The organism is Corynebacterium nuruki S6-4 (genome assembly GCF_007970465.1).
Lineage (GTDB): Bacteria > Actinomycetota > Actinomycetes > Mycobacteriales > Mycobacteriaceae > Corynebacterium > Corynebacterium nuruki.
On the sequence record NZ_CP042429.1, the window covers coordinates 570,035 to 585,711 of the forward strand.

The window sequence follows — 15,677 nt, forward strand, 5'->3', positions numbered from 1 at the left end:
CCCGGCGCCCCCATTGGCAGACCGCTTGGTCTAATATGGTGCAGTCTATCCGATCCACCCCGACAGGAAGTGACCACGACAGTGTCCTACCGTCTTTTCACCAGTGAGTCCGTGACCGAGGGTCACCCGGACAAGATCTGCGACGCCATCTCCGACACGATCCTCGACGCGATGCTCACCGAGGACCCGCACGCCCACGTCGCCGTGGAGACCCTCGTCACCACCGGCCAGGTCCACGTCGTCGGTGAGGTGAAGACGGGCGGTTACGTCGAGATCCCCGATCTGGTCCGCAAGGTCATCCGGGACATCGGCTTCACCTCCTCCGAGGTGGGCTTCGACGGCTCCACCTGCGGCGTCAACGTCGCCATCGGCGCCCAGTCCCAGGAGATCGACGAAGGCGTGACCACCTCCCACGAGTACCGCAACGGTGAGGACGGGCAGGCGCAGGACGCCGACGACGAGGCCGGCGCCGGCGACCAGGGTCTCATGTTCGGCTATGCGACCGACGAGACCCCGGAGTACATGCCGCTGCCGATCGCGACCGCCCACCGGCTGTCCCGTCGCCTGACCCAGGTGCGCAAGGAAGGCATCGTCGACCACCTGCGTCCGGACGGGAAGACCCAGGTCACCTTCGCCTACGACGAGGACGGTGCCCCGCACCACCTCGACACGGTCGTCATCTCCACCCAGCACGATCCGGAGGTCACCCAGCAGTGGCTCGAGGAGCAGCTGCGCGAGCACGTCATCAACTGGGTCGTCCAGGACGCCGATCTGGCGCAGTACGTCACCGGCGACCTCACGGTGCTCATCAACCCGTCGGGCTCCTTCATCCTCGGCGGCCCGATGGGCGATGCGGGCCTCACCGGCCGCAAGATCATCGTCGACACCTACGGCGGCATGGCCCGCCACGGCGGCGGTGCGTTCTCCGGCAAGGACCCGAGCAAGGTCGACCGGTCCGCCGCCTACGCGATGCGCTGGGTCGCCAAGAACATCGTCGCCGCCGGCCTCGCCCACCGGGCGGAGGTGCAGGTCGCCTACGCCATCGGTAAGGCGCAGCCGGTCGGTCTCTACGTCGAGACCTTCGGCACCGCCGCGGAGGGCCTGACCGACAGCAGCATCCAGGCGGCCGTCGACGAGGTCTTCGACCTGCGTCCCGCCGCGATCATCCGCGAGCTGGACCTGCTGCGCCCGATCTACGCGCAGACCGCCGCCTACGGCCACTTCGGCCGGACCGACGTCGACCTGCCGTGGGAGCACACCGACCGCGCCGACCTGCTCAAGGTCGCCGCAAAGGCCGCTGTCGGCGCGTAACGGTGGATCTCCCGGTGGCACGGGTGCTCCCGCTGACGGGGGTGCCCCATCTGGACCGGCTGTTCGACTACGCGGTCACCGACGAGCTGGACGCCACCGCGCAGCCGGGGGTGCGGGTACGCATCCGCTTCGCCGGCCGTCTGGTCGACGGGATCCTGGTGGAACGCCGTCGCCGCACCGACCACCAGGGGAAACTTTCTGACCTCCAGCGCGTCATCAGCCCGGAACGGGTCGTGCCACCGCAGCTGTGGGAGCTGGTCAACCGGCTGGCCGACCGCTACGCCGGCGTCCGGCCGGACATCATCCGCTCCTGCGTCCCGTCCCGGCACGCCAGTGCGGAGAAGGCGGGGCTGTTCGGCGACGGCCGCTCCTGGGAGGAGCTCTACGGGGCGTTGGAGTCCCCGGCCGACCTGGCGACGGCCGCCCGGGAGGCGGCGCTGGACAACTGGTCGGCCTACCGCCACGCCGACAGTCTGCTGGGTGCTGTCCTGGCGGGGCGGGGACCGCGGGCGTCCTGGTTGTGGACGCCGGGGGAGGACTGGCCGACCCGCATCGCCGAACTGGCCGCCGCCGTGGCCTGGGACGGTGGCGGGGTGCTCCTCGTCGCCCCCAACCAGCGGGAGGTCGACCGGATCACCGGCGCCCTGCGACGGTTCCTGTCCGCCGCCCAGATCACCGAACTGACCGCGGCGGTCGGCCCGCAGGCCCGCTACCGGCGCTACCTCTCGGTGCTGGCGGGCCAGGGCCGGGTCGTGGTGGGCACCCGGTCGGCGGCCACCGCCCCGGTCGCAGACCTGCGGCTGATCATGCTCGTCGGCGAATCCGACGAGTCCCTGGTGGATCCGCGCGCCCCCTACATCCACGCCCGCGAGGTGCTCCGGATGCGCGCGGAGGCCGAGGGCCCCGCGTTCGTCGTCGGCGGCGCGCACCGGTCCGCCGAGGTGCAGTCCTGGGTGGCGGAGGGGTTTCTGCCGACCCTGCGCGCCGACCCGGCGGTGCTGCACGAACGCATGCCGTGGATCCACGGCCTCGACGACATCTTCGACGCCCACGCCTCGTTCACCCGGCTGCCCACCGCCGGGTTCAAGGCGGTCCGCCGGGCGCTGGACGCCGACCTCCCGGCCCTGGTCCAGGTGCCCCGGCGCGGCTACGCCCCGGCGGTGGCGTGCTCGTCGTGCCGCACCCCGGCCCGGTGCCGTCGGTGCAACGGCCCGCTGGAGATCCCCGCCGCCGGCCCCGGGGAGACCGCTGCGGCGCCCCGGTGCCGCTGGTGCGGGGCGATCGAGGGGCACTTCACCTGTACCAGCTGCGGTGGTCATGCCCTGCGGATGACGGTCGTCGGCTCGGACCGTACGGCCGAGGAACTGGGCCGGGCCTTCCCCGGGGTGCCGGTGACAGTCTCCGGCGGGGCACAGGTGCACCCCACCGTCGCCGCGGGGGCGCGGCTGGTGGTGGCGACGACCGGTGCGGAGCCGGTGGCGGAATCCGGCTACGGTGCGGCGGTGGTCCTCGACCCGTGGCTGTCGCTGAACCGGCCGGATCTGCGGGCCACGGAGAATGCGGTGGCCCGCTGGATGGACCTGGCCTGCCTCGTCGTGCCACGGGCGCAGGGCGGTGAGCTGCTGGTCGTCTCCGCCCCGGATGTCTCGGCGGTCCAGGACCTCATCCGGTGGGACCCGGAGGGTTCGGCGGCCCGGGAGCTGGCGAACCGGGCGGAGGCGCATTTCCCGCCGGCGGTCGTGCTCGTCGCCGTCGACGGGACCTCGGCGACCCTCGGTGAGCTGCGGGAGGCCTGGGAGGGCCGGCCCGGGGCGGCGGAGCTGGGTGTGGAGTTCCTCGGCCCGGTGGAGCTGCCGCCCGGGGTCCGGTTGCCCGCCGGTCTGGGCGAGCAGGAGGCGGGGCAGGCGCGGCGGCTGATCCTGCGCGCTCCCGGCGACCGGGCGGAGCGCCTCGGCGCCACACTGCGGGAGGCGCAGGCGGTGCGGTCGGGTCGCCGGCAGTCGGGCCCGCTGCGGGTGGTCGTCGACCCCGTCCGGGTCGGGTGACCCGCTGGGCTAGACTGGGCGGTCATGACTGCCCTTGATATCCGCCTGTTCGGCGACCCGGTGCTGCGCACCGTCGCCGACGAGGTCACCGACCCGTCCGACCCGACTCTGCGCACCCTCGTCAGCGACATGTTCGAGACGATGGACGCCGCCGGCGGGGTGGGTCTGGCGGCGAACCAGGTGGGGGTGACCCGCCGGGTCTTCGTCTACGACTGCCACGGCGACCGGGGCCACATCGTCAACCCGGTGTGGAGCGCGGTCGGCGGGGAGACGCAGACCGGCCGGGAGGGCTGCCTGTCGGTCCCGGAGGTCGGCGGCGACGTCACCCGGGCGCAGTCGGTGCACGTCACCGGAGTCACCGTCGACGGTGAGCCGGTGGACCGGGAGGTCAGCGGGCTGCTGGCCCGGTGCGTCCAGCACGAGACCGATCACCTCGACGGGGTGATGTTCTTCCAGCGGATGGCCGCGGACGACCGCCGTACGGTCATGTCCGGTATCCGGGAAAGTGAGTGGTTCAACCGATGAGGATCCTGTTCGCCGGCACGCCGGAGCCGGCCGCCGTCACCCTGCAGTACCTGCTTGAGGACTCGCCGCACGAGGTGGTGGCGGTGCTCACCCAGCCGGACGCGAAGCGGGGCCGGGGCCGGACCCTGCACCCCTCCGCCGTCGCCGAGGTCGCCGAGGCGGCCGGGGTGCCGGTCCACAAGTGGCCGTCGTTGAAGGCGTCCGCCGAGGACGCCGAGGAGGTCCGCGCCGCACTGCGCGCCTATGCGGCGGACGGCGTGACGGCGGTGGCGGTCGTCGCCTACGGCCAGATCCTCCCGGCCGACGTGCTCGACGTGTTCGACGAGGGGTGGGTCAACCTGCACTTCTCGCTGCTGCCGCGGTGGCGCGGGGCGGCCCCGGTGCAGGCCGCGATCGCCGCGGGCGACGAGGTCACCGGGGCCACGACCTTCCGCATCGTCCCGGAGCTGGACGCCGGCCCGGTACTCGGTGAGGTCGAGGAGGCGATCGGCCAGGAGGACACCGCCGACGACCTGCTGACCCGGCTGACCTACGCCGGTCGGGAACTGCTCGCGGACACGCTCACCGGACTGGAGACCGGCCGGGTCACCGGGACCGAACAGCCGGCGGAGGGGATGACGTACGCGGCGAAGATCACGCCGGCGGACGCCCGGGTCGACTGGGCCCGTCCCGCCGCCGAGATCCAGCGGGTCACGCGCGCCCACACCCCGGCGCCGGGGGCGTGGACCACGCTGGCCGGGGACCGGTACAAGCTCGGTCTGCTCCTGCCGGTCGACGACTATGACGGGCTGGCCGTCGGTGAGGTCGTCGCCGGGAAGTCCCGGGTCCTCGTCGGGACCGGCGACGGCGTCCTGCAGATCACCCGGATCCAGCCGCCGGGGAAGAAGATGATGGCCGCGGCCGACTGGGCGCGCGGCCAGGGCGACCTGTTCGCCGGCGAGGTCCGTTTCGACACGGCTGGCACGACCGGCAGGACTGACACAGAGGGAGAGAACTGATGGGTGGCTTCCGGGCACGGTCGGAGTCCGCACGCGAGACGGGGCAGGCACGCAGCACCCCGCGCGGCGGGAAAAAGAACGGCGGGCAGAACGGCGGCGACGGCGGTTACCGGCGGCGCAGTGAGTCGCACCGCCGCGAACATGCGCAGGCCACCCGCCGGACCGGGTCGGGTGACCGGGTCCGCGACATCGTGTTCGGCGTCCTGCGGCAGGTCAGTGAGAAGGGGGCGTTCGCCAACATCGCCCTGCCTGCCGCGCTGCGCGAGCAGAAGGTCCACGGGCGGGACGCCGCCTTCGCCACCGAACTCACCTACGGCACGCTGCGTGCCCGCGGGCTGCTTGACGCGGTCATCGCGTCCGCCGCGGGGCGTCCGGTGAACAAGATCGACGCGGTGGTCCTCGACGCGCTGCGGCTGGGCACCTACGAGATCCTGCGCACCCGGGTGGAGGACCACGCCGCGGTGAACACCACCGTCGAACTGGTCAAGGCCAACGGGGAGGGGAAGGCCGCCGGTTTCGCCAACGGTGTGCTGCGTACCGTCACCCGCACCCCCGCCGCGACCTGGGTCGACCGGGTCACCGCGGGGATCAGCGATCCGGTGGCGCAGCTGGCCCTGCGGACCGCGCACCCGGCCTGGATCGCCGAGGCCTTCAACGAGGCGCTGGGCGGTACCCCGGAGCAGCCGGCCGCGGAACTCGCCGCGGCGTTGGCCGCCGATGACGCCCGCCCGCTGGTGCACCTCGCCGCCCGGCCCGGCCAGATCACCGCCGAGGAGCTCGCCCTGGTCACCGGTGGGGAGGAGGGCCGCTGGTCCCCGTACGCCGTGTACCTGCCCGAGGGCGACCCCGGGCAGCTGGAGCCGGTGAAGGAGCAGCTCGCCGGCGTGCAGGACGAGGGGTCCCAGCTCATCGCCCTGGCGCTGCTGCGGGCCCGGGTCGACGACGACCACGGCCGCTGGCTGGACCTGTGTTCGGGCCCGGGCGGCAAGACCGCCTTCATCGCCTCCTGGGCGATGGGGACCGCGGTCACCGGCGGTGCCGCAACGGTGGACGCGGTGGAGCCGGCGGAGCACCGGGCGACGCTGGTGCGCAATGCCACACACGGGCTGCCGGTCCGCGTGCATGTCGGTGACGGTCGCAAGCCCGCCGGCATCGACGGGCTGGACATCCCGGCCGCCGGCTTCGACCGGGTGCTCGTCGATGCGCCGTGCACCGGTCTGGGTGCCCTGCGGCGGCGTCCGGAGGCGCGCTGGCGCAAGTCGCCGGAGGATGTCACCGAGCTCGTCAGCCTGCAGCGTGATCTGCTGCGCTCGGCGGTCGGGGTCACCCGCCCCGGCGGGATCGTCGTCTACTCGACCTGTTCGCCGCACCCGGCGGAGACCAGCGGGGTGGTCCGCTCCATCGCGGCGGAGACCGGTGCGGTGATCGAGGACGCCACGGCACTGTTCCCGGAGTTCGACGGGGCCGCACCGGAGGAGTCGCTGGATTCGGCGCCGTTCGTGCAGCTGTGGCCGCACCGGCACGGGACCGACGCGATGTTCTTCGCGGTGCTGCGGGTCCCGGCGTAGCGTCCGGCCGCCGGACATGGTTCACTGGTCAGACATGGACACTCCCACGACCGGTCCCGCCCAGCGTGCCGTCGTCGACGCGTTCCTCGACGTCGCCGCCGAGATCCTCGACGGGTACGGCGCGGCCCTGGCGACCTTCGACGATGACACGGTCAACGCCACCCCGGTGCCGGGGACCGTCAACAGTGCCTTCGCCCTCGTCGCCCATGTCCACGGTATGGCGGTGTTCTGGGGCGGGTCGTTCATCGCCGGCGAGGACCGGGAGCGGGACCGTGCCGCGGAGTTCCGCGCGACCGGCACGGTGCAGGAGGCCGGTGCCCTGGTCGCCGAGATCCGGGACCGGCTGCCGGAGTGGGCGGCGGTGGCGATGACCGAGGGCGTCCGGAACCGGTCGGCGAAGGGCACGTCCCGGCCGGACGCCGCGTTCGTCACCCCGGAGTGGGTGCTCAACCACATGCTCCGGGAGATGGCGCAGCATCTCGGCCACCTGGAGGTGTGCCGGGACGTCGTCCTGGCCGAACGCGCTGACCGGGCTGACCGGGCCCGCTGACCGCCGCGTTACGATGGTCCCCATGAGCCGACAGCCCCTGATCGCCCCGTCCATCCTTTCCGCGGACTTCGCCCACCTCGCCGACGAGATCGCCCGGGTCCCGCGCGCCGACTGGCTGCACATCGACGTCATGGACGCCCACTTCGTGCCGAACCTCAGCTTCGGTCTGCCGGTCGCCGAAGCGGTCCGGTCGGTGACGGACACCTTCCTCGACGTCCACCTCATGATCGAGGATCCGGCCCGCTGGGCCCCGGACTACGCCGCGTTCGGCAACGTGACTTTCCACCTCGAGGCGGTCGCCGACGTCGATGCCGCGGTGGCGCTGGCCGCCACGCTGCGTGCCGCGGGGACCCGGGCGGGGGTGTCGGTGAAGCCGGGGACGCCGGTGGAGCCGCTGCTCGACGAACTCGCCGCCTTCGACACGGTCCTCGTCATGAGCGTGGAGCCGGGCTTCGGCGGGCAGTCGTTCATGCCGGAGGTCCTCGACAAGGTCCGTGCCCTGCGTGCCCGGATCGACGAGGAGGGGCTGACCACGGTCGTGGAGATCGACGGCGGCATCACCCCGGAGACCGCCGCACCCGCCGCGGCGGCCGGGGTGGATGTCTTCGTCGCCGGGTCCGCGGTCTTCGGTAAGGAGGATCCGGCCGGGCGTATCGAGGAGATCCGTACGGCTGCCGCCGCGGCCGGGGACTACCGGTAGCTGTGGCGGAACCAGCAGGGGTCTCGGCACTGACTGCAGCACTGCCCGCTGTGCTGCGTGAGGCTGTCGCCCGGGCGGACGCCGCCGGCCAGGCGGTCCGCGGCACCACCAGTCCCAACCCGCCGGTCGGTGCCGTGATTCTCGATGCCGCCGGGGAGACCGTCGGTGTCGGGGCGACCAGTCCGGTCGGTGGCCCGCATGCCGAGGTCAATGCCCTGGCCGCGGCGGGGGAGCGGGCGCGGGGTGGCACGGCGGTGGTCACCCTGGAGCCCTGCAACCACACCGGACGCACCGGGCCGTGCAGTGAGGCGTTGCTCGCCGCCGGGATCGCCGAGGTCGTCTATGTCTTCGCCGACCCGGGTGCCGCCGCCGGCGGTGGCGGGGACCGGCTGCGCCGGGCCGGGGTGGCGGTGACGGGTCCGCTGGTGACGGCGTCCACCGCTCTGGCCGGGGTTCCGCAGTTCAGTGTCGAACCGTGGTTGGCGGCCCAGCGGCTCGGTCGGCCGCACGTCACGCTGAAGTACGCGGGCACCCTCGACGGCTTCGCCGCGGCGACCGACGGGACGTCGCAGTGGATCACCGGGGAGGCCGCCCGGGCGCGTGTCCATCTCGACCGGTCGCGGCGGGACGCCATCCTCGTGGGCGCCGGGACGGTGCGGGCCGATGATCCGCGGCTGACGGCACGGCGTCCCGACGGCGGGCTCTACGACCATCAGCCGGTGCGGGTCGTCGTCGGCCGGACCGATGTGCCGGCCGGTGCCGCGGTGCTCCCCGCGCTGCGGTACCGGGATGAGGGGCTGCCGGAGGTGCTGGCGGACCTGTGGGGCAGGGGAGTGGTGGATCTGCTCGTCGAAGGGGGACCGCATGTCGCCGCCTCCTTCATCGCGGCCGATCTGGTGGACGCGGTGGACGCCTACACCGCCCCGGCACTGCTCGGTGCCGGTATCCCCGTGGTGGCGCCCGGGCCGCACGCGTCGACGACGATGGCGGGGATCCGGCGGTTCACGTTGCGTTCGGTGGCGGCGCTGGGCGGGGATGTGGTCAGTGTGGCGGTGCGCGGTCGGTCCTGAGGTCGGCGCTGTGGTCGGTGCTGTGGCCTGTTTGTGACCGGTTCCGGCCTGTCAGTTTCTCAGCTGTCCGGGTGCGGTGCCGGTGCCGTCAGATTCGTGGTCCGCGACACGCCGGGAACGTGGCGGGACAGGACGCTTTTCCGTCGCCTCCACGGGCAGTTTCCCACGGGACGTGAGAACCTCCGGTGAACTCCACCAGAATCGAACATATGTATTGTTTCCTGTTCGAATCCGGGTATCCTCGAGGACAGTGCACCACACCGGGGAACAACCGGGAACAACCGGTGTCACAGACAGGAGGGGACCATGACCACCACACCGCCCACCGGGCCCGACGACGGCGGAATATCCTACAACGCGCTGTCGGCGGAACTCGCCGGGCCGGTCAACCGTGCCGAACTGCACCTCGTCAGTTTCCTCACGACCGTCCCGTCTGATGCACAGCTCTCCGTGGCGCAGGCGGTCCGCCGTCGCGGCCCCCGCGAGTGCCGGATGTACGCCCATGCCGCGGACCTCGCGGTGCGGATGCCGGCACTGTTCGACACTATGGTCGCCGATACGCGCTATTCCGTGGAACACCTCGAGGCGATCTGGAACAGGATCAACCGGCATGCCCGTGCTCTCGCCCGGGCGGGCCGGGAGATGCCTGCCGAAGTCGACACGCAGGTCGCCGAGGCGGTCCTCGACTGGGTCGCGGACCCGGGCCACAGTGTCGGGATCCCGGCGGTCTCCGACGTCACCGATGCGACGCTCGTCCACGTGGCCGAGATCCCCGTCGCCGAGACCGAGGCCACCGAGGCCAGGTCCGTGGAGCTGAGGAAGAAGGACACCCGACTGATCCTGGAGTGCGGGGACCCGATGGTGGCCGCCGGCCTGTGGGAGACCGTCAGCGATGCGGCGCTGGCCGTCCGCAAGGAACTGATCGCCGAACAGGAGGCACGGCGGGACGACCTGACCGGGCAGGACGCCACCGGGGAAGACCGGGAGGAGGACTCTCCCGAGATGGCGGCGGCCCGGCAGACCGTCACCGAGGTCCTCGCCCGGCGTGCCGGCAGTGACGGCGATGCCGCCGATGCCGCCGATGCCGACGGTGACGATGCCAGCGTTGCCGATGAGGAGTCGATGCCGACCAGGGCCGAGCCGCTGCCCCCTCCGGGGATGGCCCGGTGCCGGGGTGAGGCCGTGCTCGGTATCCTCGGTGGCCGTCGGAGCCAGCTGAAGGTCACCGTCAACGTCTACACCCCGGCAGGCGGTCCCGAGCCCCGGCCGGACAACGGCGGCCCCGGGCCCGGCCCCGAGCCTGATCATGAGCCCACCGGCAACGACCCGGCAGGCCCCACGGCCACCACGGCACCCACGGCACCCACCGGCCCCACCGGCCGTGCCGGGTACATCATCGGCACCGGCTGGGTCTCCCCGGCGACCACGGCCGCACTGGCCGAGACAGCCGACCTGGTCCGGAAGCTTCCCGCCCTCGACGAGATCAGGGACACCTCCTGCTACCGGTTCACCACCCGGCAACGGGCGGCGGTCATCGGCCGGGATGTCCGGTGCCGGTTCCCCGGCTGTCAGGTCCCGGCCGACCGGTGCGAACTCGACCACATCGTCAACTCGCCGTTCACCGACCCGACCAGTCACGGACCGACGGACATCTCCAACTGCGCCTGCCTGTGCCGGACCCACCATGCGTTGAAGACGAAGAAGGTCTGGCAGGTCTGCACCCCGGACAACGGCGTCACCCTCGCATGGAAGGGACCGGCGGAAGTGGCGGTGACGACCGTGGCGTCCGGACCGGTGTCCCCGTCGCAGGCGGCCTGACCGGCTGTGACCTACCCCCCGGCAGAACCACCGGCCGCTGTGCCGGCGATCAGCCGTGCCCTGCCTCCAGCGCCCGGGCCCTGCGCACCTCCAGCGCGGACTCCGCCTTCGTCCGCGGCGGGATCACCCCGCGTTCGGTGAGCCGGTGCAGCAGTGTCGAGGCCTGCGACAGGTAGGAGGCCTCCTCGGCCTCCGTGGCGGCGCCGTCGGCATGGCTGAGCAGTTTGAGGGCACGGTCGGCGTCCTTCGCCAGCGGGGCGCTGAGCCTGTCGTGGCCGGTGCGGCGCGCGTTCTGCTCCGCGACGCGCCAGGCCGCCAGCAGGCGCCTGGTCGCCGCGTCATAGTCCTCGACGGCCCCGGGATGCGGGTTCTTCGGCCCACCCGGGATATCGCCGGTGCGCAACCGGCTGCAGCGCTCCATCGCGGTGAAGAACTCCTGCGTCTCCGGCAGCGCGTAGTTCCACAGTGCCGGATACGACAGCAGCATCCGGGGGTCCAGTTCCCATTCGCTGTACTCGGTGAGAACCCGGTCATGGCGGTCGGTGGCGTCGGCCCACAACGCCCTCGCCCGCTCGGCCGGTGTTTCCGCGGCCTGTGCGCCGGTCGCCGCAGGATGCATCCGGTGCGGGGCCGGCGCGGATTCGGGCTTCCCGATCTCCCGCGCCGCAGTCCACGCGACCAGCGCGGCGACCAGCACCCCGCCGAGTATCCCGGTGACGGCCCACGGCACCGTCTCACCGACGGACAGGGCGGCCATGACAGCGACGACCGCGACCACCGCCACGCTGGTGACGGCGGCGGGGACGGGGCTGCGGCGGGTGACCCGCTGGTCGGTCATGAGGGTAAGAGTACCGTGACCGGCGCCACGGCTGTGACGTGGCATACACTGACGGGGTGCACAGCAGCTCACGAGGAGTTCCCCCGGCCCTGCCCGCCTTTTTCACGGTCACCGCGGTCATCCTCGCCATGCTCGCGCCCGCGGCCCCCGCCGGGTCGTGGCAGGTCATCGGCTTCACCCTCGCCGCCGTCGAACTCGCCGCACTGCCGTGGCTGCTGCACGCCGCCGGGCAGCATCCCGGTGCCGGATCCACCCGCTCCGGCGTCATCACCGCGGCCGTGGTGGGCGTCGTCGTCGGCGGCATCCTGCTGTCCTTCGTCCCGATGTTCCGCACCCTGACCGACGATGTCGCCGGCACCGGCACCGGCAGCCCGGGGGACCCCGTCGCCGCCGGGGAGACCGCGGCGGGGGAGCACCGTTTCCAGGAACTCTGGGAGGACACGCTCCACGCCGTCGAAAACGCCTCGCCCGGCTCCACACAGCGGCTCGACGATGTCCGCATCCAGGGTAACCAGGTGTGGGTGACCTACCTCGATGAGCGCGGCGCCACCTTCGACATGTACAACATGGGCGGCCGGGGGTGGAACGATCCGTCGCCGGGGATCATCGCCTCGAACCGGCAGAACATCTTCGACGCCGCCGTGGTCACCGCGGACCTCGACGCGACCGCGGACGCCGTGCTCGAGTCCTCCCGGCCGGTGGCCGACAAGCTGTCGGTCATCGACCTGGAGGTCGGGAAGGCCGACGGGGACATCGTCGTCGACACCCCCGGCCGGGAGCACGTCGTCGCGGACTCGGGCGAAGCGGTCATCACCGTCGGCCTCGACCCGCTGGCCGATCAGAACATCCCGAGCTTCAGTTTCGAGGCGATGGGCGACGGCTCGCAACCCGCGGTGATCGCCGGGCGGGACGACATCGGCGCCAACCACCGCCTCGGGGCGTCCGCCCTGCAGGCCGCCGGGCAGGATCCCGATACGACCGTGGTGACCGGGTTCACCGTCGACGGCAACCCGCCGTACCCGGACTACTCGGCGCAGGTCGACCTGTCGGGCGGCCGGTGGGCCTACCTCAACTGGACGCCGGGCACGTTCGTCCGGCAGCGGGTCGAGTCCGCCGGCGGGGACGATGTACCGACGGGCCTGCTCTACCGTGATCTCGACATCGCCGGGCTCGACCGGGCGGTGCTGGATGCCCGCACCCGGGGCGGGTACGCCCCCGGTGACTACGGCCGGGACTACGTCTCCCTGACCTACCGGGATCTGTGGGGTGACGGGGCGGAGGTCACCGTGAAGATCAGCGACGATCCCACGGCGACGGGGATCTACGATGCCGCCGGGGCCTGGCTGCGTCCGGTCGGCTAGCCGGCTAGCCGGTGAGCCCGGCGTAGCGCTCGGCCTCCGCCCGCCACCGTGCGGCCTCCGCCGGCTGCCCGAGGTCGTCGTGGAGGCCCGCCAGGGTGGAGCAGTACGTCGCCGTCGCACCGGGGTCCACCCCGGGCACCGCGACGGCCTGTTCCAGCATCCCGACCGCCGCCGGCAGGTCCTCCGACCACACCGCGTACCGGGCACCCTGGTTGAACTGGGCGGCGGCATTGTCCGGGTCGCCGCGGTCGACCATGACCGCGGCGATCTCCCGGCAGCCGTCGAGCGCCTCCGCCAACCGGCCGAAGGTGTACAGCACCCGGTTGAAGGATTCGCGGACGTACACCTGGTCACTGACGGTGAGGGCCCGGTCGAGGTTCTCCTGCAGGGTGTCGAGTGCGGCCGGGTCCCCGGCCTCGGCCTGCGCCACCGCCACCCGGTCGCGCAGCCGCAGTTCGGCCTGCCGGTCATCGGACAGGGTCATCGCCGCCGGCAGCGTGGCGGTCAACTGGTCGACGACCGCCGCATGGTCCCCGGTGCGGGCGGCCAGGTCGGCGAAGTCGTTGACCGCGGCGACCGCCAACCCGACCTCACCCTGGTCCAGGGCGATGTCCCGGACCTGCAGCAGTACCCAGCCCGCCGGTTCGGCGGTCGCCGGGCGGGTGGACAGCGCCAGCCCGAGGGCCAGGGCGGCGTCCAGCTCTGCGCCGCTGAACTCCCCGTCACGCTGCTGCAGCCGGGGGACGAGCAGCGGTTCGAGCACCTCGCGGCACTCGTCGTACCGGCCGGCGTAGTTCAGTGCCTCGCCGTGGGCCAGTTCGGCCTCCCGGGTGGGGTAGCCGGCCGCGGCGAGTTCCCGCACCGCCAGCCGCGCCCGTTCCACCGCTTCCGGACGCCGCCCCGAGCGGATCAGGGCATCCACGCTGCCCTGGGCGACCCGGGCAGTGACCTCGCGCATCCCCAGGTGAATCAGGTCGGCGAGCAGCCGGTCGACCACCGGGAAACCGTCCTCGGCACCGGCGCGGGCGGCGGCCTGGGCGAAGAGGATGTCGAGTGCCACGGTCGTCGGCCAGGTCAGTTCCTCGCGCAGCGCGGTGTACGCGGCGGGCGGATCGGCGAGTTCGCCGAGGGACAGCCGGATGCTGAACCAGTTCACCGCTGCCAGGCCGTGCGCGGCGAGGGTGCCCGCCGTCCGCAGCCGGGCGATGAGTTCCCGGGTCCGCAGGATCCCCTCCTCGCTCTCCCCGCCGGACGCCACCATGAGCGCGGCGACGAGGTGGCCGGTCAGTTCCGCCCAGGAATCACTGCCCGGGGTCAGCCGGTCGATTTCCGCCCGCCACCGGTCGAGGTGGTCGGCGGGGATGTCGACGAAGTCCCCGACCGTGAGGGTGGACAGGAAGTCGGCCTCGGGCCGTCCCTGTGCAGTGAGTTCGGCGAGGTAGGCGGCGTGGACCTGCTGTGCCCCGTCCCGGTCGCCGCTACGGTGCCGGAACCGCAGCACGTTGTCGAGGTGGCGGATCTTCGCCGCCGGCGGCAGATCGAGGTCCGGGTCGGCGTAGACCGCGGCGTCCCGCCGGGCACCGGTGTGCAGGGCGAGGGCGAACCGGTCGGCCCGGTCGGCGTCGGTGGGTTCTGTCGGGGACGCCGGCGCGGTCTGTGCCTTGAGCAGGAGGTTCGTCGAGCCCAGGTCGAGCGGGATGTCGAGGGTGGTGTGCTCGCGGGCGGTGGCGAGGCGGGTGGTGTAGTTGTCGTTGCCGTTGCGTTCGTCGTAGCGGGCGGCGAGGTCGGCGGCGGCGGAGGCACAGCGGTCCGCGAGAGCGGCGACAGTGTAGTCTCCGCCGTCGGCACCGTCAGTACCGTCGCCGGCCGGGCCGTAGACCGGGGCCAGGTCCGCCGCACCCGACCCGGTGACGGCGACGTCGCCGAACCCGGCGCGGTCGGTCGCGGCGAGCAGCACCCAGGCCCCGGTGAGGAACCGGAACCGGCTGTCGGTGTCCAGCGGATCGTCGAGCAGGTCCCTCTGGTAGCGCTGGAGCATGCCCAGGCCGAGGGAATGGTTGCCGGTCACCCCGAGGAACTCGAGGTGGCGTCCGACGGTGCTGAGGTAGAGCAGGCGGGGGTTCACCGAGGCGCTGGTGCGTTGGGCGTAGGCGGCGAGCTCGGGGTCGCCCTCGGTCAGGGCCGTGAGCATGTAGCCGGCCAGCGCGCCCTCCGGCTCGTTGCGGCAGCCGATGTCACCGGCCTGCAGGATCGCCATGAGACTGTCGCGGGCGGCGGCCGTGTCCCCGGTGGCGAGGTCGAGGTACATCCGGCCCGCCAACCGGCAGGTGGGGCAGTCGTCGAACGGGTCACGCACCCCGGCCTCCTCATCCGCCTCCACCCGGGCCTGCAGGGCAAGCGCGGTGGCCGGGTCGCCGTTCAGGACCGCATCCTCGCGGCGGGCGATGTCCACGGCGGTCGCCGGGACACCTGCGGCACGGAAATGCTCGTCCATCTGGTCGAGGATCGCCGCCGCCTGCTCCCGCGAGAAGAACACCGAGGAGGTGATGATCTCCACAGCCTCCTTGTACTGCCAGAACAGGTGCGGGTAGCTGCCGTCGCTCTCACCGGGGAACCGCTGCGGGTCACGGTCGTGCATGGACGCCGCGGCGGAGAAGTGGGTGAGGAAGGAGGGACTGTCGTCGATGCTGCGGTAGCTGGCGGTCAGGGCCAGCCGCGCCCGGTACTCCGTGTCCTCGTCGCCGGTCTCCCGGGCCAGCGCCAGCGCCTCGTGGAGGACGTCGCGTTCCTCCTCACTGAACGGCAGGTGGTTGGCACGGTCGAGCAGGTCGGTGGGCGTCATCGCGGGGCCGTCGGGGGAGGTCATGGGGGAGAGGATACCGGGCGCCTGCCC

General features: G+C 72.6%; 12 protein-coding genes. 10 read left to right on the forward strand and 2 right to left on the reverse strand.

The features are described from left to right. The first annotated feature begins 81 nt into the window (after nt 1-81). The 9 genes from metK (at nt 82) to FSW06_RS02620 (ending at nt 10,585) form a co-directional block, all read left to right on the forward strand. Nucleotides 82-1,311 (forward strand): methionine adenosyltransferase, encoded by a 1,230-nt coding sequence (metK, locus tag FSW06_RS02580; protein WP_010118647.1) that lies wholly within the window; start codon nt 82-84, stop codon nt 1,309-1,311. Between the two features lie 14 nt (nt 1,312-1,325). Beyond that, nucleotides 1,326-3,356, forward strand: a complete 2,031-nt coding sequence (locus tag FSW06_RS14420; protein ID WP_010118646.1) for a primosomal protein N' family DNA-binding protein — start codon at nt 1,326-1,328, stop codon at nt 3,354-3,356. A gap of 24 nt (nt 3,357-3,380) precedes the next feature. Continuing rightward, on the forward strand, nt 3,381-3,881 hold the full coding sequence (gene def / locus FSW06_RS02590; RefSeq protein ID WP_010118644.1) for a peptide deformylase: 501 nt from the start codon (nt 3,381-3,383) through the stop codon (nt 3,879-3,881). Then, entirely contained in the window at nt 3,878-4,879 is a 1,002-nt protein-coding gene (fmt, locus tag FSW06_RS02595) for a methionyl-tRNA formyltransferase (protein ID WP_010118641.1), read from the forward strand. The genes def and fmt overlap by 4 nt, the downstream gene beginning before the upstream one ends. After that, nucleotides 4,879-6,447: an RsmB/NOP family class I SAM-dependent RNA methyltransferase gene (locus tag FSW06_RS02600; protein WP_010118639.1), complete on the forward strand. Its 1,569-nt coding sequence runs from the start codon at nt 4,879-4,881 to the stop codon at nt 6,445-6,447. Before fmt ends, FSW06_RS02600 begins: the two co-directional genes overlap by 1 nt. Nucleotides 6,448-6,481: 34 nt before the next feature. Further along, complete coding sequence (locus FSW06_RS02605) at nt 6,482-6,997, forward strand: mycothiol transferase (protein ID WP_010118637.1); 516 nt, start codon at nt 6,482-6,484, stop codon at nt 6,995-6,997. 22 nt (nt 6,998-7,019) lie between these two features. Then, nucleotides 7,020-7,697 (forward strand): ribulose-phosphate 3-epimerase, encoded by a 678-nt coding sequence (gene rpe / locus FSW06_RS02610; protein WP_010118636.1) that lies wholly within the window; start codon nt 7,020-7,022, stop codon nt 7,695-7,697. Nucleotides 7,698-7,747: 50 nt separating this feature from the next. Further along, complete coding sequence (gene ribD, locus FSW06_RS02615) at nt 7,748-8,767, forward strand: bifunctional diaminohydroxyphosphoribosylaminopyrimidine deaminase/5-amino-6-(5-phosphoribosylamino)uracil reductase RibD (protein WP_010118635.1); 1,020 nt, start codon at nt 7,748-7,750, stop codon at nt 8,765-8,767. A gap of 306 nt (nt 8,768-9,073) precedes the next feature. Next, nucleotides 9,074-10,585 (forward strand): HNH endonuclease signature motif containing protein, encoded by a 1,512-nt coding sequence (locus tag FSW06_RS02620; protein WP_010118634.1) that lies wholly within the window; start codon nt 9,074-9,076, stop codon nt 10,583-10,585. Between the two features lie 49 nt (nt 10,586-10,634). Here the strand turns inward: FSW06_RS02620 and FSW06_RS02625 are convergent, their stop codons facing one another. Beyond that, nucleotides 10,635-11,423, reverse strand: a complete 789-nt coding sequence (locus tag FSW06_RS02625) for a hypothetical protein (protein ID WP_010118633.1) — start codon at nt 11,421-11,423, stop codon at nt 10,635-10,637. A gap of 56 nt (nt 11,424-11,479) precedes the next feature. On the opposite strand from FSW06_RS02625, the gene FSW06_RS02630 reads away from it, so the two are divergent. Continuing rightward, the gene (locus FSW06_RS02630; RefSeq protein WP_139024364.1) at nt 11,480-12,784 is read left to right on the forward strand and encodes an exosome complex component; all 1,305 of its coding nucleotides are present in this window, start codon (nt 11,480-11,482) and stop codon (nt 12,782-12,784) included. Between the two features lie 4 nt (nt 12,785-12,788). Here the strand turns inward: FSW06_RS02630 and FSW06_RS02635 are convergent, their stop codons facing one another. Continuing rightward, on the reverse strand, nt 12,789-15,650 hold the full coding sequence (locus FSW06_RS02635) for a tetratricopeptide repeat protein (protein WP_010118630.1): 2,862 nt from the start codon (nt 15,648-15,650) through the stop codon (nt 12,789-12,791). Nucleotides 15,651-15,677: the final 27 nt, after the last annotated feature.

Coding starts and splice junctions, on each gene's coding strand:
- FSW06_RS02620 (WP_010118634.1), top strand. CDS start 9,074: ATGACCACCACACCGCCCACCGGGCCCGACGACGGCGGAATATCCTAC.
- FSW06_RS02625 (WP_010118633.1), bottom strand. CDS start 11,423: ATGACCGACCAGCGGGTCACCCGCCGCAGCCCCGTCCCCGCCGCCGTC.
- FSW06_RS02605 (WP_010118637.1), top strand. CDS start 6,482: ATGGACACTCCCACGACCGGTCCCGCCCAGCGTGCCGTCGTCGACGCG.
- FSW06_RS02600 (WP_010118639.1), top strand. CDS start 4,879: ATGGGTGGCTTCCGGGCACGGTCGGAGTCCGCACGCGAGACGGGGCAG.
- FSW06_RS02635 (WP_010118630.1), bottom strand. CDS start 15,650: ATGACCTCCCCCGACGGCCCCGCGATGACGCCCACCGACCTGCTCGAC.
- def (WP_010118644.1), top strand. CDS start 3,381: ATGACTGCCCTTGATATCCGCCTGTTCGGCGACCCGGTGCTGCGCACC.
- rpe (WP_010118636.1), top strand. CDS start 7,020: ATGAGCCGACAGCCCCTGATCGCCCCGTCCATCCTTTCCGCGGACTTC.
- fmt (WP_010118641.1), top strand. CDS start 3,878: ATGAGGATCCTGTTCGCCGGCACGCCGGAGCCGGCCGCCGTCACCCTG.